This is a genomic window from Streptomyces sp. NPDC056600, assembly GCF_042792855.1.
Classification (GTDB): Bacteria; Actinomycetota; Actinomycetes; order Streptomycetales; family Streptomycetaceae; genus Streptomyces.
This window is the reverse complement of record NZ_JBHTVQ010000016.1, coordinates 19,199-39,108: the sequence shown is the minus strand read 5'-3', so window position 1 is coordinate 39,108 and position 19,910 is coordinate 19,199. Positions and strand designations below refer to the sequence as shown.

Here is a 19,910-nt window from a genome sequence, read left to right as displayed (position 1 = left end):
GTCTCGGGGGGAGGGCGAGCATGGAGACCGAGTCGGAACCGTATGTCCGCCTTGCGACTCTGCGGCAGTTGCACCAGCTGATGGCGCGGATGAACACCGCCCGCAGCCTGGCCGACACCCTGCAGACGGTCGCCGACGGCCTGGTCGAAGGGCTGGGCTGGGAGCTCGCCGCCGTCAATCTGGTCCGCCCCGAGAAGAACGATCTGGTCGTCGCCGCCATGGCGGGCAACACGGCCGCCGAGGCACTGCTCACCGGCCGGTCCGGCTCCCGCGAGTCCTGGGACCGCCGGCTCACCATGGGGGAGACCTGGGGGTCGCTGCGGTTCATCCCGCACACCGAGGCGTGGATGCTCAACGAGGACGACGTCCCGACCTGGCTCACCGGCGGCCCGCTGCCCCGCTTCGAGGACGAGTGGCACCCCGACGACCGGCTGTTCGCGCCGATGTACGCCCCCGGCACGCTGGACCGCAACGTCGAGCCGGAGCTGATCGGCGTCATATCGGTGGACCGCCCGCGCAACGGCCGCCGGCCCGGGGCGTGGGGGCGCGAAGCGCTGGAGACGTACGCCTTCCACGCCTCGATCGCCATAGCCAACGCCCGGCTGCGCTCCAACATGCAGCGCGCCCTGGTCCGCCTGGAGCGGGAGCAGCAGGCGCTGCGGGCCAGCGAGGAGAGCTTCCGGCAGGCCTTCGAGTACGCCCCGTCCGGCATGGCCATCGCGGACATGGGCGGCGGCGACCAGCACGGCCGGATACTCCGCACGAACGACGCCCTGTGCCGGCTGCTGGGCCGCCCGGCCACCATGCTGTGCAAGCAGTCCTTCGAGGCGCTGGTCCACCCCGAGGACGCCGCCACGCTGCGCCGGACCTCCGCGGAGGGCGGCCGGGCCGAGCTGCGCCTGGCGCGCCGGGACGGCAGCTACGTCTGGGTGTCGCTGCGCAACTCGGTGGTGGCGGACACCGCCGACGGGCCGCGGTTCCTGCTCACCCACGTCGAGGACATCGAGGAGCGCAAGCGGCATGAACTGGCGCTCGCCCACCGCGCCTCGCACGACTCGCTGACCGGCCTGCCGAACTCCGCGGAACTGCGGGCCCGGCTGAGCGCCCGGCTCTGCGACCGGCCGTACGCGCCGGACACCACCGACAACCGCCTGGCCGGGGTCGTCGAGTCGCTCGACGCGGCCTACGGGGACGAGCCCGCCGAGCTGGGCCTGTACGAGCCGGGCGCCTACGACACCGGGGTGTACCACGACCTGGCCGTCGAGCCCTTCCGCGGCGAGGGCGGGGGGTACGAGACGGACCCGTTCGAAGGGCTGGGCCACAGCCGCGCGCCGGTGCCGGTGGACGGCTACGACGGGTTCGACGGGTACGGCGGCATCGTCCGCGAGCCCCGGCACGTGCACACCGTGGCCCCGCGCGAGCGGCGTGACGACGGCGGCAAGGGGCTCGCGGTCCTCTTCTGCGACCTGGACGGATTCAAGGGCATCAACGACCGCTTCGGTCACAACGCCGGCGACGCGGTGCTGATCGAGGTGGCCCGCCGCCTCAGCGAGTGCGTCCGCGACGGCGACACGGTGGCCCGGCTGGGCGGCGACGAGTTCGTGGTGCTCGCCGACGGCCTCTGCCGCTCCGACGCCGAGGACCTGGCCGCGCGGCTGCGCAGCCGAATCGTTCAGCCGATCGCGGTGGAGGGCCGGGACGTGAAGGTCGGCGCGAGCTTCGGCATCGGCTGGGCGCACTGCGGGATGACCGCGGAGGAAGTGCTCAAGTCCGCCGACGAGCGTATGTACGTTCAGAAACGATCACGTCCGAAAACTCACAGACGCGCGGGTTAGACCGCAGGTCAGAGCGCCGTCACCGGCCCGTGGGATCTGTGTCACCCACTCGGGCTACAAACAACGGGTACGCTCGCAAGACATCACCTGTCGCACCTGACCCCGCATCTGTTGAGGAGTACCAAGGGATGACGTCCGGTAACAACGGCGCCAGCACGCCCGAGGACGACGACCCGTTCGGCTACCTCTACGCCGACGGGCAGGCCAACGGCGCCCAGCCGCCCAGTGGCGGCGGTTACGGCTACCCGAACTCCGTCAACCGTGTGCGGGCCGTCGGCGAGCGCCGGTACGGCGCGCAGCAGACGGCGCAGCAGCCCGCGCCGCCCGCCGGTGCGGGCTACGGCCGTCCGAACCCCCACTACCAGGCCCCCGAGGTCGCCATGGGCTCCGTCGGGGTTCCCGGCGGTCCCGCGGACGGCGGCCACCGCTCCCACGGGGGCGGCGGCCGTGGCCGTGGCCCCAACACCAAGGGCCTGCTGATCGGCGCGGTGGCCGTGGTGGCCGCCGTGGTCATCGGCATCGGCGTCGCCATGGCCGGTGGCGACGACGACCCGGGCAAGGAAGCCGGAAGCTCCCCGACGCCCTCGCTGACCGCCATGGACAAGCCGGCCGGTTCGGACGACAAGGGCAAGAACGAGAAGCCGGCGACCTTCGACCCGAGCAAGGTCGACGCGGCCTCGCTCACCGGAGGCCTGGCCGGCGGCGCGGTCGTCCGCAGCGATGTGCCGGGTTCCCGGGCCGAGGGCGGCGCCTACGTGGCCGGACTCGACACCCCCAACTCCTCGGTGACCTGGCAGGTCGACGGCGTGCCGAAGGACGGGGAGTACACCCTGTTCACCTACTACTCCGTCCCGGGCGAGGACACCAAGGCGACGCTGACCGTCAACGGCGGGACGTCGACCGAGGTCGGGCTGAAGAACCACGGAAACGCCGGCAAGGGCGAGTGGGACAAGGGCTGGACCTACACGTACAACTATGTGCAGCTGAAGAAGGGCACCAACAAGGTCACCCTGAGCTGCCCCGGCGGCTGCAACGCCGCGGTGGACCAGTTCGGCCTGGTGCAGGGCGAGGTGGGCACGGAGCCCGCGGAGTTCAAGAACTCGTGAACCACGGGCGCCCCGGGCCCGGTCAGGCCGTGGGCGCCGCCTCGGTGACCCGGACGCGGCCGAGCAGCTCCTCGTAGCGCGCCCGGTCGAACTCCCCGGCGACGGGCGAGAGCACGGTGGCCGCCGAGAGGGCGGCCGCCCGGGCCAGCCGCTGGGGCCAGGGCAGGTTCTCCACCAGCCCGGACAGCAGCCCGGCGACCACAGAGTCGCCGGCCCCGGCCGGGTTGCCCCGCAGCGGACGGGGCGGCGCGGCCCGCCAGTGCCCCTCCGGTCCGGCGGCCAGCAGGCCCTCGGCGCCCAGCGATGCCACCACGGTCCGCGCCCCGCGCCGCCGGGCGTCGCGCGCCGCCTGCAGCGGGTCGTGCGAGCCGGTCAGCTCGGCGAGCTCCTCCGCGTTCGGCTTGAGCAGGTCGGGACGGGCGGCGACGCCGCGGCGCAGCGGCTCGCCGGAGGTGTCGAGCAGCACGGTGACCCCCGCCGCCCGGGCCTCGCGGACCAGCAGCGCGTACGCGCCGACCGGCACGCCCGGCGGCAGGCTGCCGCACAGGGCGACCGCCCGGGCGGAGGGCAGCAGGTCCCGGTAGGCGTCGCGCAGCGCGTCCCACTCCGCGGCCGAGACCGTGGGACCGGGCTCGTTGAAGAGGGTGGCGTCCTCGGCGGCCGGGTCGACCACCGAGACGGTGCGGCGGGTGGAGCCCGCCACGGGTATCAGCGCGTCGGCAACCGGCACCGGCCCGCACGCCAGCAGCTCCCGCACGGTGCGCCCGGTCGCGCCCCCGGCGAAGCCGGTCACCGTGACCCGGTGCCCGAGGGCCGCCAGCACCCGGGCGACGTTGATGCCCTTGCCGCCCGGTCGTTCCACGACCTCCGACACCCGGTGGCCGGTCTGCGGACGCAGGGCCCGCACCCGGTAGGTGATGTCGAGTGCGGCGTTCAGCGTGACCGTCAGGATCACCCGGTCCGCCTCCCCCCGATGATGCGCCAGATCCGGAAGCGGCCGGTTCACGGCCGCCAGTTTATGGCTCGATCATGCCAAACGCGGGCCCGGTGGCCCAGAGGCCGGACGAGCCGGGGGACGGCGGAGGGAGGAGGGGGAAAAGAGGCGGCGGGTCGGTCGCGACGGGTCAGTCGCCTCGGGGGTCGACCACCCAGTCACCCTTGCGCATCACCCCGCGCAGGGTGAACTCCTCGTCCAGCACCACCAGATCGGCGTCCTTGCCGGGTTCCAGCGAGCCGATCCGGTCGTCCAGGCCGAGCAGCCGGGCGGGCGTCGCCGAGATGGCCGCGACCACGTCCTCCACCGGCAGGCCGTCGAGGGTGACGGCCCGTCGGAAGGCGCGGTCCAGAGTCAGCGTGGAACCGGCGATGGTGCCGTCCCCGGCCAGCCGGGCCACGCCGTCGACCACGTCGACCTCCAGCGGCCCCAGGTGGTAGCGGCCGTCGCCGAATCCGGCGGCGTCCATGGCGTCGGTGATCAACGCGACCCGCGCGCCCCCCGCGTGACGGAACGCCAGCCCCAGGGCGCCCGGGTGCAGGTGGACGCCGTCGTCGATGAGTTCGACGGTGACCCGCTCGTCCTCCAGCAGCGCGGTGACCGGACCGGGGGCGCGGTGGGCCAGCGGCGGCATGGCGTTGAACAGGTGGGTGGCCACGGTGGCGCCCGCCTCGATCGCCTCGACGGTCTGCTCGTAGGTGGCGTCGGTGTGCCCGACCGCGGCGATGACGCCCATCTCCTTCAGCATCCGCACCGACTCGACGCCGCCGGGCAGTTCGGCGGCGAGGGTGACCATCCGGGCCTGCCCGCGCGCCGCCTCCACCAGCTTGCGGACCTCCGCCGGGTCCGGCTCCCGCAGCAGCTCCTCGGAGTGCGCGCCCTTGCGGCAGGGGGAGATGAACGGGCCCTCGAAGTGGACGCCGGCGATCTCGCCGTCCTCGGCCAGCTCGGAGAGCATCCCGGCGCGTACGGCCAGGGTGGCCAGGTCGCCGGTGACGGTGGAGGCGACCAGGGTGGTGGTGCCGTGGAGACGGTGGGTGCGCACCCCGCGCAGGACGTCCTCGACGGTCCCGGAGCTGAACGAGGCGCCGCCGCCGCCGTGGTTGTGGAGGTCCACGAAGCCGGGGACGACCCAGCAGCCGGACAGGTCGACGACGGTGGCGGGGGCGTCCGCGGGGACGGCGGCCGGGTCGGCGAGGCGGGCGCCCTCGACGACCACCCGGCCGTCGGGGACGACGCCGCCCGGCAGGACCACCCGGGCGCCGGTGAGCACGGTGCGTGCGGCGTCGGCGGCGCGTGCGGGAGACGGGGCGGCAGCGGCGGGGGACGCGGCGGTGGGGGAGCCGGCGGCGGGGGATGCGGCGGCGGAGGCTGCCGGAGCGCTGCCGGGGTCGGTGGCCGTCATGGAGCGGGGACCTCCAGGGTGGGGGCGTCGGGGGAGGGGCCGGCGGCGGCGCCGGCCGGTGCGTCGAGCAGGTCCCAGGCGAGGAGGCCGGCGCCCAGGCAGCCCGCCGTGTCGCCGAGGGCGGCGGGGACGATCTCGGGCGGCCGCTGGAAGGTGATCCGGGCGGCCACCGCCTCACGCAGCGGGGTGAACAGCGTCTCGCCGGCCTCGGCGAGACCGCCGCCGACGATCAGGCGCTGCGGATCCAGCAGGGTCAGGCCGGTGATCAGGCCGTCGGCCAGGGCGTCCACCGCCTCCTGCCAGACCTCCCGCGCCCGCGCGTCGCCGCGGTCCGCCGCCGCGGCGCAGTCCGCGGCGTCCGCGTCCGGGTCGCCGCAGGCGCGGGCCCAGGCGTCGCCGACCGCGGAGGCGGAGGCGTACCGCTCCAGGCAGCCGTGCTGCCCGCAGGGGCAGGGCCGGCCGCCGGGCCGCACGACGACGTGGCCGATCTCGCCCGCGTTGCCGTGCGCGCCCTCCTCGACCCGGCCGGCGATGCCGATGGCGCCCGCGATGCCGGTGCCCAGGGCCACGAAGAGGAACCGGTCCGCGCCGCGGCCCGCCCCGGCGCGGCCCTCGGCGAGGCCGCCGGAGCGCACGTCGTGGCCCACCGCGACCGGGACGCCGCCCAGCCGCTCCCCGATCAGGGTGCGCAGCGGGACGTCCTTCCAGCCGAGGTTCGCCGCGTAGACGGCGACCCCGTGCTCGGCGTCGACCAGGCCGGGGACGGCGATGCCGACCGCGGCGGCGCCCCGGCCGAGACGGGTCACGCCCTCGGCGTGCAGGTCGGCGGCGAAGTCGAGGATGCCGTCCACGACGGCCTCGGGGCCCCGGTGCCGGCCGGTGGCCCGGCGGTCCTGGTGCAGCAGGGTGCCGTCGGGGCCGACCAGGGCGGCCTTCATGCCCGTGCCGCCGACATCGAGGGCGATGACGTGATTCACGTCGATCAGTCTGGCGGGTGCGTCGCGAAAGGTCTAGTCCACTTGCGGGGGCTTGGTCATGCCTTGACGGTCCGCAGATGCGGGCGGCACGGCCCGGGCCCGGTCCGGCGGGGTGTCCGCGGCAGCGGTTACCGTGCAGGGATGGAGGAGCTCACTGGCAGGGAACGGGACGTGCTCGAGCTGGAGCGGCGGGGGTTCGCGGGGCCCGGCGCCAAGGAGCGGGCCATCCGCGAGGAGCTCGGCCTCGCCCCCGTGCGGTACTACCAGCTGCTCAACGCTCTGCTGGATGACCCACGGGCGCTGGCCCACGACCCGGTGACGGTGAACCGGCTGCGCCGCGTCCGGGACAGCCGCCGCGCGGAACGCTGATCGGGGGTTGGCGGCGCTCTGCGCGGTTATGGTCCCGATATGGGCAGCGACCAGAACCAGACCTCTGCGAACTCTTCCTCCGGCGGCGGCCTTCCGGAGCCGGTGACGGCGGCCGGACGGGACGGGCTCGACGCGATCCTCGCGGCGCCGGAGCGGGCCGTGATCGCGTTGGACTTCGACGGCACGCTGGCGCCGATCGTGCCGGACCCGGACCGGGCCCGCGCGCACCCCGACGCGGTGCCCGCGCTGGCCGCGCTGGCGCCCAAGGTGGCGGCGGTGGCCGTGGTCACCGGGCGGCCGGCCGAGGTCGCGGTGCGCAACGGCGGTTTCGCCGGGGTGGCCGGCCTCGACCACCTCGTGGTGCTCGGGCACTACGGGGCCGAGCGGTGGGAGGCCGCCACCGGCAAGGTCACCGCGCCGGACCCGCACCCGGGGGTGGAAGCGGTGCGGCGGGAGTTCCCCGAGGTGCTGGCGTCGGTGCCGCGGTCGCGCGGCACCTGGATCGAGGACAAGGGCCGCGCGCTGGCCGCGCACACCCGGCGGGCCGAGGACCCCGAGGCGGCCTTCGAGGCCCTGCGGGAGCCGCTGGACGCGCTGGCGGAGCGGCACGGGCTGATCGTCGAGCCGGGCCGGATGGTGCTGGAGCTGCGGCCGCCGGGCATGGACAAGGGGGTCGCGCTGCGCGCCTACCTGCGGGACGTGGGCGCCGGGGCGGTGCTGTACGCCGGGGACGACCTCGGGGACATCCCCGCCTTCGACGCGGTGGAGGCGCTGCGCGGCGAGGGGCTGCCGGGGGTGCTGGTCTGCAGCGCGAACGAGGAGGTCCGCGAGCTCGCCTCCCGCGCCGACGTCGTGGTCCCCGACCCCGAGGGTGTCGTCCGCCTCCTCTCGGCCCTCGCCGCCCGCCTGAGCTGACCCCGGCCCGCACGCGGGCACGGGTCCGAGGCGGCACCGGCCCCGGCTCCGCCGGCGACCGCCCCCTCCCCCTCCGCCGCCTGTGCCGGCGGGCCGCCCCCGCCGCCCCCGCAACCCCTGCCGCTCGCGCCGCCCCGGTGGGCGGCCGCGGCCCGGGGGCGCCAGGGAGGCGCGCGGGCCGGAGAGGTCCGCCGCGGCGGGCGGTTACGTCCGAGACCTGGTGCTCCACACCGTCCCCGCCTGCCGCCTGCCGCCTGCCGCCTGCCGCCTGCCGCCCGCCGTCTGCCGCCCGCCGCCCCCGGCCACCGCGCCGCCAGGCGCCCCCGGCCCCCGCCCGCCTGGGCCGAGCGCGCGGCAAGGGCCCCGCCCTCCTGGGAGAGCGGGGCCCCGGTGCAGGCGGCGCGGCGCGGCGGCCGGCGCGGCGTGGGTCGTCAGTGCGCCGTGGCGGTCAGCGCGTCGAGCTGGTCGAGGAACCACTTGGCCGGCGGCGTGGCGGTGGCCGCCGCGACGAGCCGCTTGGTGCGGTCGGCGCGCTCGCCCGGGGGCATCGTCAGGCCCTCGTGCAGCGCCCGCGCGGTGGCGTTCACGTCGTAGGGGTGGACGGTGATCGCGTCGTCGCCCATCTCCTCGTGCGCCCCGGCCTCGCGGGAGAGCACCAGCGCGCAGCCGTTCTCGGCGAGCACCGGCACCTCCTTGGCGACCAGGTTCATGCCGTCGCGGATGGGGTTGACCAGCGCCACGTCGGCCAGCCGGTACGCGGCCAGCGAGCGGGCGAAGTCGTCCTTGAGGTTGAGCACCACCGGCGTCCAGTACGGCGTGCCGTACTCCGCGTTGATCTCCTCGGCGACCCGCGCGACCTCCGCGGTGTAGTCCCGGTAGACGGCGAGGTCCTGCCGCGAGGGGTAGGCGAAGGCCACGTGCACGACGCGGTCGCACCACTCGGGGTGGTCGTCGAGCAGCTGCCGGAAGGCGTGCAGGCCGCGGACGATGTTCTTGGAGAGCTCGGTGCGGTCCACCCGCACGATCGTCTTCCGCGGGTTCCCGTCGGTGTCCTGGCCGATCTCGGTGCGCAGCTCCGCCACGCGCTGGTCGACGTCGGCCTGACCGGCCCGCTCGCGCAGGAAGTCGGCGTCGGCGCCGAGGCCGTGCACACCGATCCTGGTGTCGCCGAGGCCGCCGACGAGGGTGTCGCAGCAGGCGGTGAAGGCGTCGGCCCAGCGCTGGGTGAGGAAGCCCAGGCGGTCGGCGCCCAGCATGCCGCGCAGCACGGACTCCGCGACGTCGTCGGGCAGCAGCCGGAAGTACTCCGGCGGGGCCCAGGGCGTGTGCGAGAAGTGCCCGATGCGCAGGTCGGGGCGGAGCTCGCGGAGCATGCCGGGGGCCAGCGTCAGGTGGTAGTCCTGGATCAGCACCGCCGCGCCCTCGGCGGCCTCCTCGGCCAGCGCCTCGGCGAACGCCCGGTTGTACTCCTGGTAGGCGGCCCACTGCACCCGGAACTCGGTGTCGAACACGGGTTCGAGAGGGGTCTGGTAGAGCATGTGGTGCACGAACCAGAGCACCGAGTTGGCGATGCCGTTGTACGCCGCGTGATGGGTCTCGGCGGAGATGTCGAGCATCTTCACGCCCGGCTCGCCCACCCCGCGCCGGACGGCCTCGCGGTCCCCTTCGCCCAGCGCCGAGCAGACCCACAGGGCGCCGGCGTCCGGGCCGATCGCGGAGAGTCCGGAGACCATCCCGCCACCGCCCCGCCGGGAGACCAGCGAGCCGTCCCCGGCGACCGAGTAGGAGACCGGGCCGCGGTTGGAGGCGACCAATACCTGTGCAGATCTTTCGGCGGAACCCATACGCGTCACCTAGCCCGGAGGAGAAAAATCCAAACGTGCGCCGGTCACCCCGCGACGACGGCAGCGCCCCGCGCGAGGGCGGGACGCTGCGCCGAACGAGTGGGATCAGGCCACTTCGCGTGAGCGGTACTCGACGATCTCCGCCATCGGGGGCCGCTCCAGGGTGTCCACCGCGTGGGTCCGCGGCGTGAAGCCCCTGTCGGTCCGGTCGAACTGCGTGATCAGCGGCCGGACCATCTGCCCGCGGGCCAGCCGCAGCTGGGCGGTGCGGTAGATCGTGGCGGCCATCCGGCCCAGGGCCTGGCTGTCCTGGTTGCGGTGCTTGCGGACGCCCACGTCGACCTGGGCGAGCGCGTCCAGGCCCACCGTGTGCAGCGAGTCGATGAGCATGGCCAGCTCGATCCCGTAGCCCACGGGGAACGGCAGCCGCTCGAGCAGGGACCGGCGGGCCGCGTACTCGCCGCCCAGCGGCTGCACGAATCCGGCCAGCTGCGGCCAGTGCAGGTTGATCAGCGGGCGGGCCATGAGCTCGGTGACCCGGCCGCCCTGGCCGGGCTCGGCGCCCAGCGGGCGGTCGTACATGGCCTTGACCAGCGAGATGCCCGGATCGGTGAGCAGCGGGCCCACCGTGCCCGTGACGAAGTCGGAGGAGAAGTCGCGCAGGTCGGCGTCGACGAAGCAGACGATGTCGCCGCTGGTGGCCAGCAGCGAGCGCCACAGCACCTCGCCCTTGCCGCGGACGGCGGGGACCCGGGGCAGGATGCTGTCGCGGTGGACCACCTTGGCGCCCGCCGCGGCGGCCACCTCGGAGGTGCGGTCGGTGGAGGCGGAGTCGACGACCACCAGCTCGTCGACGAGCGGGACCTCCTCGACCAGCTCCCTGCGGATGGTGGAGACGATGTCACCGACGGTCGCCTCCTCGTTGAGCGCCGGCAGGACGACGGAGACGGACGAGCCGCTCTGACGCTTGGCGGCGAGTATCTGGTGCAGCGGGCGATCGGTCACATGCCAGGAGCGTGTGCCCAGCCAGCCTTCGACTTCTTCCAGCACAGTCACCGGCTCCTTCACTGTCCCCGCCTGCCTTGCGGCGGGCGGTCCGTCTCGCGTTCCGGACGATCCTCTCAACTGTCCTGGCCTTCGGTTACAGTCTTGAACATCACCAGTGACCACCGCATGTCGGGGTCGGCGTCACTCGACTGGTAGATGCGAGTCCCCCTTGCGGGAGTGGCTCAAAACGCGTGACGCGAAACAACCGAACAACAACAGAAGAACGCTCATCCAGAGGGGCAGAGGGATACGGCCCGATGAAGCCCCGGCAACCCTCCAGCCGCGCCCGCTCACGCGAGGCCCCGGCTAGGGAAGGTGCCAAATCCGTCTCACGGCGAAGACGCCGCTGAGGAAGATGAGGAGAAAGGGCCTCGCCTCTCATGGCTGTACAGACTGTCACGACCGATTCCGCGTCCGCGACGACCTCCGCCGCCTCCGTCGATCTCGGTCCGGCCACCGCGCTCTCCTGTCGCGAATGCGGCCACCGCGTCCCGCTCGGCCCCGTCTTCGCCTGCGAAGAGTGTTTCGGGCCCCTCGAGATCGCCTACGACTTCTCCTCCTACGAGGCCGGGGAACTGCGCCGTCGCATCGAGGCCGGTCCCGCCAACATCTGGCGCTACGCCCCGCTGCTGCCCGTCCCGGCCGACGTCGCCGACAAGCCCAACCTGAACCCGGGCTGGACCAAGCTGGTCAAGGCCGACAACCTGGCCCGCGAGCTCGGCGTCACCGGCGGCCTGTACGTCAAGGACGACTCCGGCAACCCGACGCACTCCTTCAAGGACCGCGTGGTCGCCCAGGCCCTCGAGGCCGCCCGTGCCTTCGGCTTCACCACCCTCTCCTGCTCCTCCACCGGCAACCTGGCGGGCGCGGTCGGCGCCGCCGCCGCCCGGGCCGGCTTCCGCTCGTGCGTGTTCATCCCGCACGACCTGGAGCAGGGCAAGGTCGTCATGGCCGCGGTCTACGGCGGCGAGCTGGTCGGCATCGACGGCAACTACGACGACGTGAACCGCTTCTGCTCCGAGCTGATCGGCGACCCGGCCGGCGAGGGCTGGGGCTTCGTCAACGTCAACCTGCGCCCGTACTACGGCGAGGGCTCCAAGACGCTGGCGTACGAGATCTGCGAGCAGCTCGGCTGGCGGCTGCCGGACCAGCTGGTGATCCCGATCGCCTCCGGCTCGCAGTTCACCAAGATCGACAAGGGCCTCAAGGAGCTCATCGCGCTCGGCCTGGTCGAGGACAAGCCGTACCGGCTCTTCGGCGCCCAGGCGAACGGCTGCTCGCCGGTCTCCGTCGCCTACAAGGCCGGCCACGACGTGGTCCGCCCGCAGAAGCCGGACACCATCGCCAAGTCGCTGGCCATCGGCAACCCGGCCGACGGCCCGTACGTCCTGGACATCGCCCGCCGCACCGGCGGCGCGGTGGAGGACGTCACGGACGAGGAGGTCGTGGCGGGCATCCGGCTGCTGGCCCGCACCGAGGGCATCTTCGCCGAGACGGCGGGCGGCGTGACGGTCGGCGTCACCCGCAAGCTGATCGAGAACGGTCTGCTGGACCCCACGCTCACCACGGTCGTCCTCAACACCGGCGACGGCCTCAAGACGCTGGACGCGGTGGCCGACCAGGGCCTCACCGCGACCATCCGCCCGAGCCTGGAGTCCTTCCGCGAGGCCGGCCTCGCCTGACGGCCGCCGCCGTCGCCACCCCGGGCCGCGCGGTCCGTCCGTCCCGTCACCCGCTCACCGTCATCGGAGGTCACCCCGCATGAGCGTCACCGTCCGCATCCCCACCATCCTCCGCACCTACACCGGCGGACAGGCCGAGGTGGACGCCGAGGGCGCCACCCTGGGCGAGGTCATCGCCGACCTGGAGAAGAACCACACGGGCATCGCCGCGCGCGTGCTCGACGACCAGGGCAAGCTGCGGCGCTTCGTCAACGTCTACGTGAACGACGACGACGTGCGGTTCGAGCAGGGTCTGGAGACCGCGACGCCCGCGGGCGGCAACGTCTCGATCATTCCCGCGGTGGCCGGCGGCGCCTGACGGCCGCGTATTTCCCGCCCGCCTTTCCGGTGCCGCGTTTCCGGTGCCGCTGACTGGTGCCACCCCCGTGTGCCGCCTTTCCGATACCGGAAAGGCGGCACCGGCGTTTCCACGCACCGCCGCTTTCGCGCGCCGCCCTCTCCCGTTCATAGCGGCTCCATGCCGGCGTCACATCCCGCCGACAAGCGGAAGGGGCGATTCTGCATGATTGGGCGCGGTACAGTTGGGGTACCCCGCGCCGAACTCGGGCCGGGCGCCGACGGGTTCCTGCCTCCCGCACGACAAGAAGCAGCCAAACTGCGCGGGTCGTTTGCGTGGTTCGCTCCTTCTGTCCGCCCCGACTTGCCCTGAATTCCGGCGAAATCTCAGCATATTCCTGGCTGCCCGCCTCCAGAATTGTCGTCGGAATGACCTGTTGCAGAGGGCAGTTGGACAGATACATTCGGCCGCGGTCGACGCGTTCCGGCGCACGCCCGTCGCTCTCGGCGGCGGGTGAGGTCTGACCCGGATCCGCGAAGTGCGGATCTGTGCAAGGGCCAGTAATAGGGGAGTTAGGCATGGCTCAGGGCACCGTCAAGTGGTTCAACGCGGAGAAGGGGTACGGCTTCATCGCGGTCGACGGTGGTGCGGACGTCTTCGTGCACTACAGCGCGATTCAGATGGACGGCTACCGCACCCTCGAGGAAGGCCAGCGGGTCGAGTTCGAGATCTCGCAGGGCCAGAAGGGGCCGCAGGCGGACATGGTCCGACTGGCTGCCGGCTGAACGTCTCGACCGAACATCCTGACGTGACATCGGGCCCGCGGCCCCCTCGGGGGGCCGCGGGCCCCTTGCGTTCCCGGCGACCCTCCCGCGTCGCCCCTCCGCCCCTTGTGCGCCCGGGCCGTCCGGCGCCCAGACGAGGGCTCGCGAGGGTGTCCAGGGGGCGGGAAACGGGAGTGGGATCGGGGGAGTGTCTTGCACTCGCAGGGGGCGAGTGCTAATTATTGCGTTAGCACTCTGAAGGTGAGAGTGACAACGATGGACCGGGTCGGTGAGGTCCGCGTTGCCGTTGGCGGGGAAGGAACCGTCCGGCACGCAGGCCGTCCGTCGCGGGCGCGGGCGCGGTCCGAAGGAATCACCCCCAGTCCTGGGAGGACCACTTCACATGGCCAAGATCATCGCGTTCGACGAGGAGGCGCGGCGCGGCCTCGAGCGCGGCATGAACCAGCTCGCGGACGCCGTCAAGGTGACGCTCGGCCCCAAGGGCCGCAACGTCGTCCTCGAGAAGAAGTGGGGCGCCCCCACGATCACCAACGATGGTGTTTCCATCGCCAAGGAGATCGAGCTCGAGGACCCGTACGAGAAGATCGGCGCCGAGCTGGTCAAGGAAGTCGCCAAGAAGACGGACGACGTCGCCGGCGACGGTACGACCACCGCGACCGTTCTCGCCCAGGCGCTGGTCCGCGAGGGCCTGCGCAACGTGGCGGCCGGCGCCAACCCGATGGCCCTCAAGCGCGGCATCGAGAAGGCCGTCGAGGCCGTCTCCGGCGCCCTGCTCGAGCAGGCCAAGGAGATCGAGACCAAGGAGCAGATCGCCTCCACCGCCTCCATCTCCGCCGCCGACACCCAGATCGGCGAGCTCATCGCCGAGGCGATGGACAAGGTCGGCAAGGAAGGCGTCATCACGGTCGAGGAGTCCCAGACCTTCGGTCTGGAGCTCGAGCTCACCGAGGGCATGCGCTTCGACAAGGGCTACATCTCGGCGTACTTCGCGACCGACATGGAGCGCATGGAGGCGTCGCTCGAGGACCCGTACATCCTCATCGCCAACTCCAAGATCTCCTCGGTCAAGGACCTGCTCCCGCTCCTCGAGAAGGTCATGCAGTCGGGCAAGCCCCTGCTGATCATCGCCGAGGACGTCGAGGGCGAGGCCCTGTCGACCCTGGTCGTCAACAAGATCCGCGGCACCTTCAAGTCCGTCGCGGTCAAGGCCCCGGGCTTCGGCGACCGCCGCAAGGCCATGCTCGGCGACATCGCCATCCTCACGGGCGGCGAGGTCATCTCCGAGGAGGTCGGCCTCAAGCTGGAGAACGCGTCCCTGGACCTCCTGGGCCGCGCCCGCAAGGTCGTCATCACCAAGGACGAGACCACCATCGTCGACGGTGCCGGCTCCGCCGACCAGGTCCAGGGCCGGGTCAACCAGATCCGCGCCGAGATCGAGAACAGCGACTCGGACTACGACCGCGAGAAGCTGCAGGAGCGCCTGGCGAAGCTCGCCGGCGGTGTCGCGGTCATCAAGGCCGGCGCCGCCACCGAGGTGGAGCTCAAGGAGCGCAAGCACCGCATCGAGGACGCCGTCCGCAACGCGAAGGCCGCCGTCGAGGAGGGCATCGTCGCCGGTGGTGGCGTGGCCCTGCTCCAGGCATCCCAGGTCTTCGAGAAGCTGGAGCTCGAGGGTGACGAGGCGACCGGCGCACAGGCCGTGAAGCTCGCGCTCGAGGCCCCGCTGAAGCAGATCGCCGTCAACGCCGGCCTCGAGGGCGGCGTCGTGGTGGAGAAGGTCCGCAACCTCACCCCGGGTCACGGCCTCAACGCCGCGACCGGCGAGTACGTCGACCTGATCGCCGAGGGCATCATCGACCCGGCGAAGGTGACCCGTTCCGCGCTGCAGAACGCCGCCTCCATCGCCGCGCTGTTCCTCACCACCGAGGCCGTCATCGCCGACAAGCCGGAGAAGGCCGCCGCGGCCGCTCCGGGCGGCATGCCGGGCGGTGACATGGACTTCTGAGCCTGACGGCTCGAAGCCCTGACGCACGCGTCACGCAGGAGGGCGGCACCCACCACGGGTGCCGCCCTTCGGCGTTCTCGCGGACCGGCCGGGAGCTCAGCCGCCCGGGCCCGAGGAGAGCCAGGTGGCCGCCGCCGCGAGCTCCGCCGGGTCTTGGGGCTCCAGGGCGTGCAGCCGCTCCGGGCGGCGCAGCAGGCGCCGGTACGCCGGGTCGCCGGCCGCGGAGGCGAGCAGCCAGCCGGTCAGCGCGTGCGGGTCCCGCGGATCGCCTCGCAGCACGTCCTCGTAGCGGGCGCGCGCCGTTCCGTGGGCGCCGAGGACCAGGTGGGTGTCGGGGTCCTCGGCGGGCTCCGCGGGCGGCGTGCGGTACAGCGGGAGCAGGGCGTCGGTCCAGAACGGCCCCGGGGCGAGGTGCGCCCGCCAAGGGCCCGGTGACGGTGCCGGGCGGCCGGCCCGCCGCTCACATCGCAGCAGCGACCGTTCCTCGTCCCCGCACCGCAGGTTGCGCAGCCGCCACTCGACCAGGTTGGCCCGCGCCGCGGCCCCGGCGCGGCGGGCGGCGTCGGGGGCGACGGGCTCGCGCAGCCAGCCGTCCAGCGTGCCGGCCAGCCCGTGCGTCAGCAGCCGTCCGACGTCGGTGAGCCGCGCCTCGGTGCGCAGCGTCCGCAGCGCCAGCCGGCACTGCAGCCGCAGCAGGGCGAAGGTGAACGCGGCGAGCGCGGGGTCCGCCCCGCCGTCGTGGAGCCGCTCCCGCCAGAAGCCCGCCACGCCGGTGAAGGCGTAGACGCCGTGCAGGAGGCCGGTGAGGTGGCGGGGGTCGGGCCGCCAGGGGGCGTACCAGGCCTCGCCCCGGTCGTCGTCGAGCAGGTGGAACAGGTGGAGCAGGGCGCCGAGTTTGCTGTGCTGGAACTCGTGGACCATCGCCTCGGCCAGGGTGAGGCCGTCGTCCGGGAGCCCGACGATCATCGAGGCGAAGGCGTCGCTGGTGGTCGCGCTGAAGACCGGTCCGCTCCGTGCGGTCCGCGGGAGGGCCGGCCCCGTCTGCGGGACGACCCGCCGGACGTCGGCGACCCGCAGCCCGCCGGGGCGGGAGGTCGGCGGCTCCAGGACGGCGGCGGCCTCGGCGAACACCTTCTGCCAGCGGGCCGCCGTCTCCTCGTCCAGCGGCTCGGGCGGTATCGGCTCGCTGAGGTCGCGGTAGGGGTCCACGTCGTCCAGCGGCACGGACGCGCCGTGGAGGGTGCGCAGCGGCAGCCAGTGCCCGGTGCGTCCGGCCCGGTCCGGCCGCACCGTCACCGAGCCTCCGGCCCAGTCGAGGGTCAGCCGCGGCCCGGTGAGCGTGGCGGTGGCGACGGTCACCTCCGGCGGGGCGTCCAGGCGCACCAGGCCGAGACCGGGCAGCACCACGCCGCCGTCGCGGACCGGGACCTCGAGCCGCCCGTCGAGGCCGGCCCGCACCATGGCGGTCAGACACAGGCAGAAGAGGTGGGCGACGTCGGTCCCCAGGGGCGGCCCTCCCGCGGTGCCCTGGAGGCGGCGCAGCAGGTGGGAGAGCCAGCTGCCCAGCTGCGGGCTCATCAGCAGGTCCTCGGCGACGTCGGGGTGTCCGCGGGACACCTCGGTGAGCAGGTGCCAGGCGTGGTCGAAGGCCGCCCGACGCTCCCGGACCTCCGGCCGCTGCTCCAGCAGGTCCAGGGTCTCCCGCAGCAGCAGCAGACGCCGGCTGCGTTCCGCCCGGTCGAGGAAGGCGACGGCCTCGGGGGACCCGCCGCCGGAGGCCAGTTCGTCGAACAGCTCGCGGGGCAGACGGAAGCGCCGGCCGGGTGTCCGGGAGGTCATCTACTCGGCCACGCCGGGTGGGTTGCCCCCGCCGATCATCGCGTTGCCGCGTGGCCGGGAAGCCCGGTCGATCAGCCGCTGGTTGCGCAGGTCGCGGGGCAGTTCGAGGACCGATTCCAGTCCTGTCCCGGACAGGTCGGCGAGATCCGACTCGAGGACGTCCGGTGGTCCGGGCGAGCCCGGATGGCCGAGGCCGTTCGGCTCGTGCACGGCACTTCCCCCATTTCATGTGCTCACTCGTGTCCGCCCGGCCGGTTGCGGCTCGGTGGGTGGTGTCGGTGGTGTTCTTCCATCATGGCGAGCGGCTGTCACCTGGAACAGCCGCGTGATCTAGCCAGTCGGGCCGTGGCTGTCCGGGGAACGCGGTCGGGCGAAGGCGTCGATGGCGGCGGCCAGTTCGGCCGCGCGCGTCTCGTCGGGGTCCAGGGTGATCACCGCCTCGTGCAGCAGCCACAGCTCGCTCGGGGGCTCGGCGAGGGTCAGCACGATGTTGCTGAGGTCGCCGCGCGGGTTGTCGCCGCGCGGCATCCGCTCCACCCGCCGGGTCTCCAGCAGGGACACCAGGGTCTGGCGCGCCTCGCGTCCGAGCAGGACGGAGTAGCCGAGGAGCACGTTGATCAGCCTCTGCCGCGCAGAGACCGGGGGGACGACGGCCGGTGCGGGGGAGGCACGCCGGGGCGCGGGCGGCCGCAGCGTCTCGCGTCCCCGGCCGGTCCGCTCGCGCAGGACGTAGGGGTGCTGGCCGGTCTTCCCGGTCACCTCGGTGAAGCGGCGCAGCGCGCTGTCGAAGACGGGGTCGGCGTCGGGCGCCGCGTCCGGGAAGGTCTCCAGGACGCGCAGCACACAGTCCGAGAAGAGGCCCGTCCCGCGCACCGGGTCGTTCCCCGCGCGTTGTCCCCGGCTCGCGGAGAGCAGCACCGCCTGGTCGTGGACCTGGTTCCGCTGCCCGGCGGGCAGCAGGTCGGTGGGCAGGGTGTCGTGGAAGTCGTACTCCTCCTCGAAGATCTGGCAGGCGTCGACGACCATGATCTGCCGGGAGAAGCCCGGCAGTGCGTCGCCGGCCAGCCGGCGCAGCAGCGAGGGCAGGTGCAGGTTGCGTTTGTCGTCGGTGCCGGCGTCCGCGGTGAGCAGCCGCAGGGACTCGTCCTTGTCGAGGACGCCGTGTCCGCCCCACCAGACCCAGAGCAGGTCGCCGTCGACGGCCGACAGCCGCTGGACGGCGAGGTCGCGCACGGTGGCGTAGTCGGCGGGCAGGTGGGGCACGGCGGCGCTGGGACCGGGGAGGGCGCCGAGGCAGAGCAGGACGTTGTCCTCGGGGACGCCCCGGGCCAGCAGCCAGTCGCGGAAGCGCAGGGCGTCCTGGGCGGGGCCGGGGAGGTCCCAGAGGTGGCCCGCCCGGTACCGCTCGACGCCGACGACCAGGGCGTGGATCCGCTCGGGCGCAACGTCGGGCCCGTTCACGGCAGCCTCTCGGCCAGGGCCCGGTAGACGGCGGGGTTGCTCCAGTAGGCGCTGTGCGAGGCGGGGAACGGCTGCCGGTTGTCGACCTCGACGTCGGTGGCGCGGCCGGGGAACAGCGGGGCGGCGAGGTAGGACAACAGGTCCCGGCGGTCGTACACGTTGAGCCACCTGGGCATGTGCGCGGGCAGCGGGTCGGGGTGCGCCAGGGCGGGCAGGGCGCCGCTCTCGTAGAGGAAGGGGCCCTGCGACCCCACCGTGACCAGCAGTTCCACCTGCGGGAGCGGGGTGCGTATCAGGGTGTCGAGGGCGATGATGCCGCCGAGGCTGTGGCCGACGACGACCACCGGCGGTTCCAGACCCGCCACCAGCTCCCGCAGTCGCCGCCGCAGCGGCTCGCCGCGGGCCAGGAAGAGCATGACGTCGGCGGCGGCCGGGTGGGCGGCCCCGGTGAGCGCGCGGCGGCGGCGCACGGCCTGCCAGGAGGCGAGCCGCACGACGGGCCGGGCGGCGAGGCGGGCGAGGGGGCCGCGGTCGGAGCCGGGCGGCTTCGCGGCCATGGCGGTGACCAGGGCGGCGACGGCCGTGTCCCGGGCGGCGCCGTCGGGCAGGACGGGGCTGTCCTCGGCGAGCGCGGCGGCCACGGCGGAGGCCACCAGGCAGCGGGCGAGCAGCAGGGCGAGCTCCGCGTCGTCGGGGGCGGCCGCGGCGGCCCGCGCGGGCAGGCGTCCGCGGGTGAGTTCGTCGAGGGCGTCCCGCAGGGGGCCGACCGGGACGCCGAGGTCCCGGGCGACGGCGTCCAGGCGGGCCGGCAGGCCGGCCAGCAGCCGCCGCGGCCGCTCGGAGGGGAGCGGGGCGCCGGGTGGGAGTTCGCCCCCGCCGCCGCCCGCGGCGGCGAGCGCGAGTTCGGCGTGGGGGTCGGCGTAGAGCAGGGACCAGTCCGCGGTCCCGTCGTCGTCCGCCGCGGACACGGTCCCTCCGCGGCTGTCCCCGCCGTCCGGCGGGAGGGAGAGGCCGCCCGCGGCCAGCCGGGAGCCGAGCTCGGCGCCCCAGTGGTACGGGGTGGTCCGCACCGAGGGGGCGTGGTCGCGGAGGGTGTCCGTGAAGCGGGTGAAGAGCTCCGTGAAACGCGGCTCCCGCACTCCCGTGCCGTGGACGAACAGCACCTCGGTCACGCGCGCCCCCTGCAGACGTCGGATCGCGTGCGCCCGCGCACGCTCGCCGTGGTTCTTCCCGGGCGGGGACGCGTCGAAAGATGCAGGGAGCGCCCAACTTGCCGCGAGCCGTGCCGAGTTGCCTGCGGAACGGCTCG

At 73.8% G+C, this 19,910-nt stretch carries 17 protein-coding genes and 1 riboswitch; of the genes, 8 read left to right on the top strand and 9 right to left on the bottom strand.

Features of this window, described 5'->3' with window-relative positions:
* The first annotated feature begins 20 nt into the window (after positions 1-20).
* Positions 21-1,835: a diguanylate cyclase CdgB gene (gene cdgB / locus ACFRAV_RS11010; RefSeq protein WP_382553735.1), complete on the top strand. Its 1,815-nt coding sequence runs from the start codon at positions 21-23 to the stop codon at positions 1,833-1,835.
* Positions 1,836-1,963: 128 nt separating this feature from the next.
* A complete protein-coding gene (locus ACFRAV_RS11005) occupies positions 1,964-2,941 on the top strand; it encodes a carbohydrate-binding protein (protein ID WP_382553733.1) in 978 nt (325 codons plus the stop codon).
* Positions 2,942-2,963: 22 nt separating this feature from the next.
* On the opposite strand, the gene ACFRAV_RS11000 is transcribed toward ACFRAV_RS11005, so the two are convergent.
* From ACFRAV_RS11000 to ACFRAV_RS10990, 3 genes are all read right to left on the bottom strand, one after another.
* Positions 2,964-3,896, bottom strand: coding sequence for a 1-phosphofructokinase family hexose kinase (locus tag ACFRAV_RS11000; protein WP_382553870.1), 933 nt, complete (start codon positions 3,894-3,896; stop codon positions 2,964-2,966).
* Between the two features lie 169 nt (positions 3,897-4,065).
* Complete coding sequence (gene nagA / locus ACFRAV_RS10995) at positions 4,066-5,340, bottom strand: N-acetylglucosamine-6-phosphate deacetylase (RefSeq protein ID WP_382553730.1); 1,275 nt, start codon at positions 5,338-5,340, stop codon at positions 4,066-4,068.
* Complete coding sequence (locus tag ACFRAV_RS10990; RefSeq protein ID WP_382553729.1) at positions 5,337-6,317, bottom strand: ROK family protein; 981 nt, start codon at positions 6,315-6,317, stop codon at positions 5,337-5,339. Before ACFRAV_RS10990 ends, nagA begins: the two co-directional genes overlap by 4 nt.
* 141 nt (positions 6,318-6,458) lie before the next feature.
* On the opposite strand from ACFRAV_RS10990, the gene ACFRAV_RS10985 reads away from it, so the two are divergent.
* Positions 6,459-6,686, top strand: a complete 228-nt coding sequence (locus ACFRAV_RS10985) for a DUF3263 domain-containing protein (protein ID WP_382553726.1) — start codon at positions 6,459-6,461, stop codon at positions 6,684-6,686.
* 39 nt (positions 6,687-6,725) lie between these two features.
* Positions 6,726-7,601, top strand: a complete 876-nt coding sequence (gene otsB / locus ACFRAV_RS10980) for a trehalose-phosphatase (RefSeq protein ID WP_382553723.1) — start codon at positions 6,726-6,728, stop codon at positions 7,599-7,601.
* A 431-nt stretch (positions 7,602-8,032) separates the two neighbouring features.
* Here otsB and ACFRAV_RS10975 read toward each other — a convergent pair whose 3' ends face one another.
* Positions 8,033-9,445: a trehalose-6-phosphate synthase gene (locus ACFRAV_RS10975; protein ID WP_382553720.1), complete on the bottom strand. Its 1,413-nt coding sequence runs from the start codon at positions 9,443-9,445 to the stop codon at positions 8,033-8,035.
* A 105-nt stretch (positions 9,446-9,550) separates the two neighbouring features.
* Positions 9,551-10,495, bottom strand: coding sequence for a glucosyl-3-phosphoglycerate synthase (locus ACFRAV_RS10970; RefSeq protein WP_382553717.1), 945 nt, complete (start codon positions 10,493-10,495; stop codon positions 9,551-9,553).
* A gap of 221 nt (positions 10,496-10,716) precedes the next feature.
* Positions 10,717-10,854: riboswitch (SAM riboswitch) on the top strand.
* Between the two features lie 18 nt (positions 10,855-10,872).
* Between ACFRAV_RS10970 and thrC the strand changes: the two genes are divergently transcribed.
* The 4 genes from thrC (at position 10,873) to groL (ending at position 15,301) form a co-directional block, all read left to right on the top strand.
* Positions 10,873-12,174: a threonine synthase gene (gene thrC / locus ACFRAV_RS10965; protein ID WP_382553716.1), complete on the top strand. Its 1,302-nt coding sequence runs from the start codon at positions 10,873-10,875 to the stop codon at positions 12,172-12,174.
* Positions 12,175-12,253: 79 nt separating this feature from the next.
* Positions 12,254-12,532: a MoaD/ThiS family protein gene (locus ACFRAV_RS10960; protein WP_351113016.1), complete on the top strand. Its 279-nt coding sequence runs from the start codon at positions 12,254-12,256 to the stop codon at positions 12,530-12,532.
* Positions 12,533-13,089: 557 nt separating this feature from the next.
* A complete protein-coding gene (locus tag ACFRAV_RS10955) occupies positions 13,090-13,296 on the top strand; it encodes a cold-shock protein (protein ID WP_005486335.1) in 207 nt (68 codons plus the stop codon).
* Positions 13,297-13,678: 382 nt separating this feature from the next.
* The gene (gene groL, locus ACFRAV_RS10950; protein WP_382553712.1) at positions 13,679-15,301 is read left to right on the top strand and encodes a chaperonin GroEL; all 1,623 of its coding nucleotides are present in this window, start codon (positions 13,679-13,681) and stop codon (positions 15,299-15,301) included.
* Positions 15,302-15,397: 96 nt separating this feature from the next.
* On the opposite strand, the gene ACFRAV_RS10945 is transcribed toward groL, so the two are convergent.
* From ACFRAV_RS10945 to ACFRAV_RS10930, 4 genes are all read right to left on the bottom strand, one after another.
* A complete protein-coding gene (locus tag ACFRAV_RS10945; RefSeq protein ID WP_382553709.1) occupies positions 15,398-17,140 on the bottom strand; it encodes an aKG-HExxH-type peptide beta-hydroxylase in 1,743 nt (580 codons plus the stop codon).
* Positions 17,141-17,350, bottom strand: a complete 210-nt coding sequence (locus tag ACFRAV_RS10940; protein ID WP_382553708.1) for a hypothetical protein — start codon at positions 17,348-17,350, stop codon at positions 17,141-17,143.
* Between the two features lie 120 nt (positions 17,351-17,470).
* A complete protein-coding gene (locus ACFRAV_RS10935) occupies positions 17,471-18,601 on the bottom strand; it encodes a caspase family protein (protein WP_382553705.1) in 1,131 nt (376 codons plus the stop codon).
* Positions 18,598-19,773, bottom strand: coding sequence for an alpha/beta fold hydrolase (locus tag ACFRAV_RS10930; protein WP_382553703.1), 1,176 nt, complete (start codon positions 19,771-19,773; stop codon positions 18,598-18,600). The genes ACFRAV_RS10935 and ACFRAV_RS10930 overlap by 4 nt, the downstream gene beginning before the upstream one ends.
* Positions 19,774-19,910 lie beyond the last annotated feature (137 nt).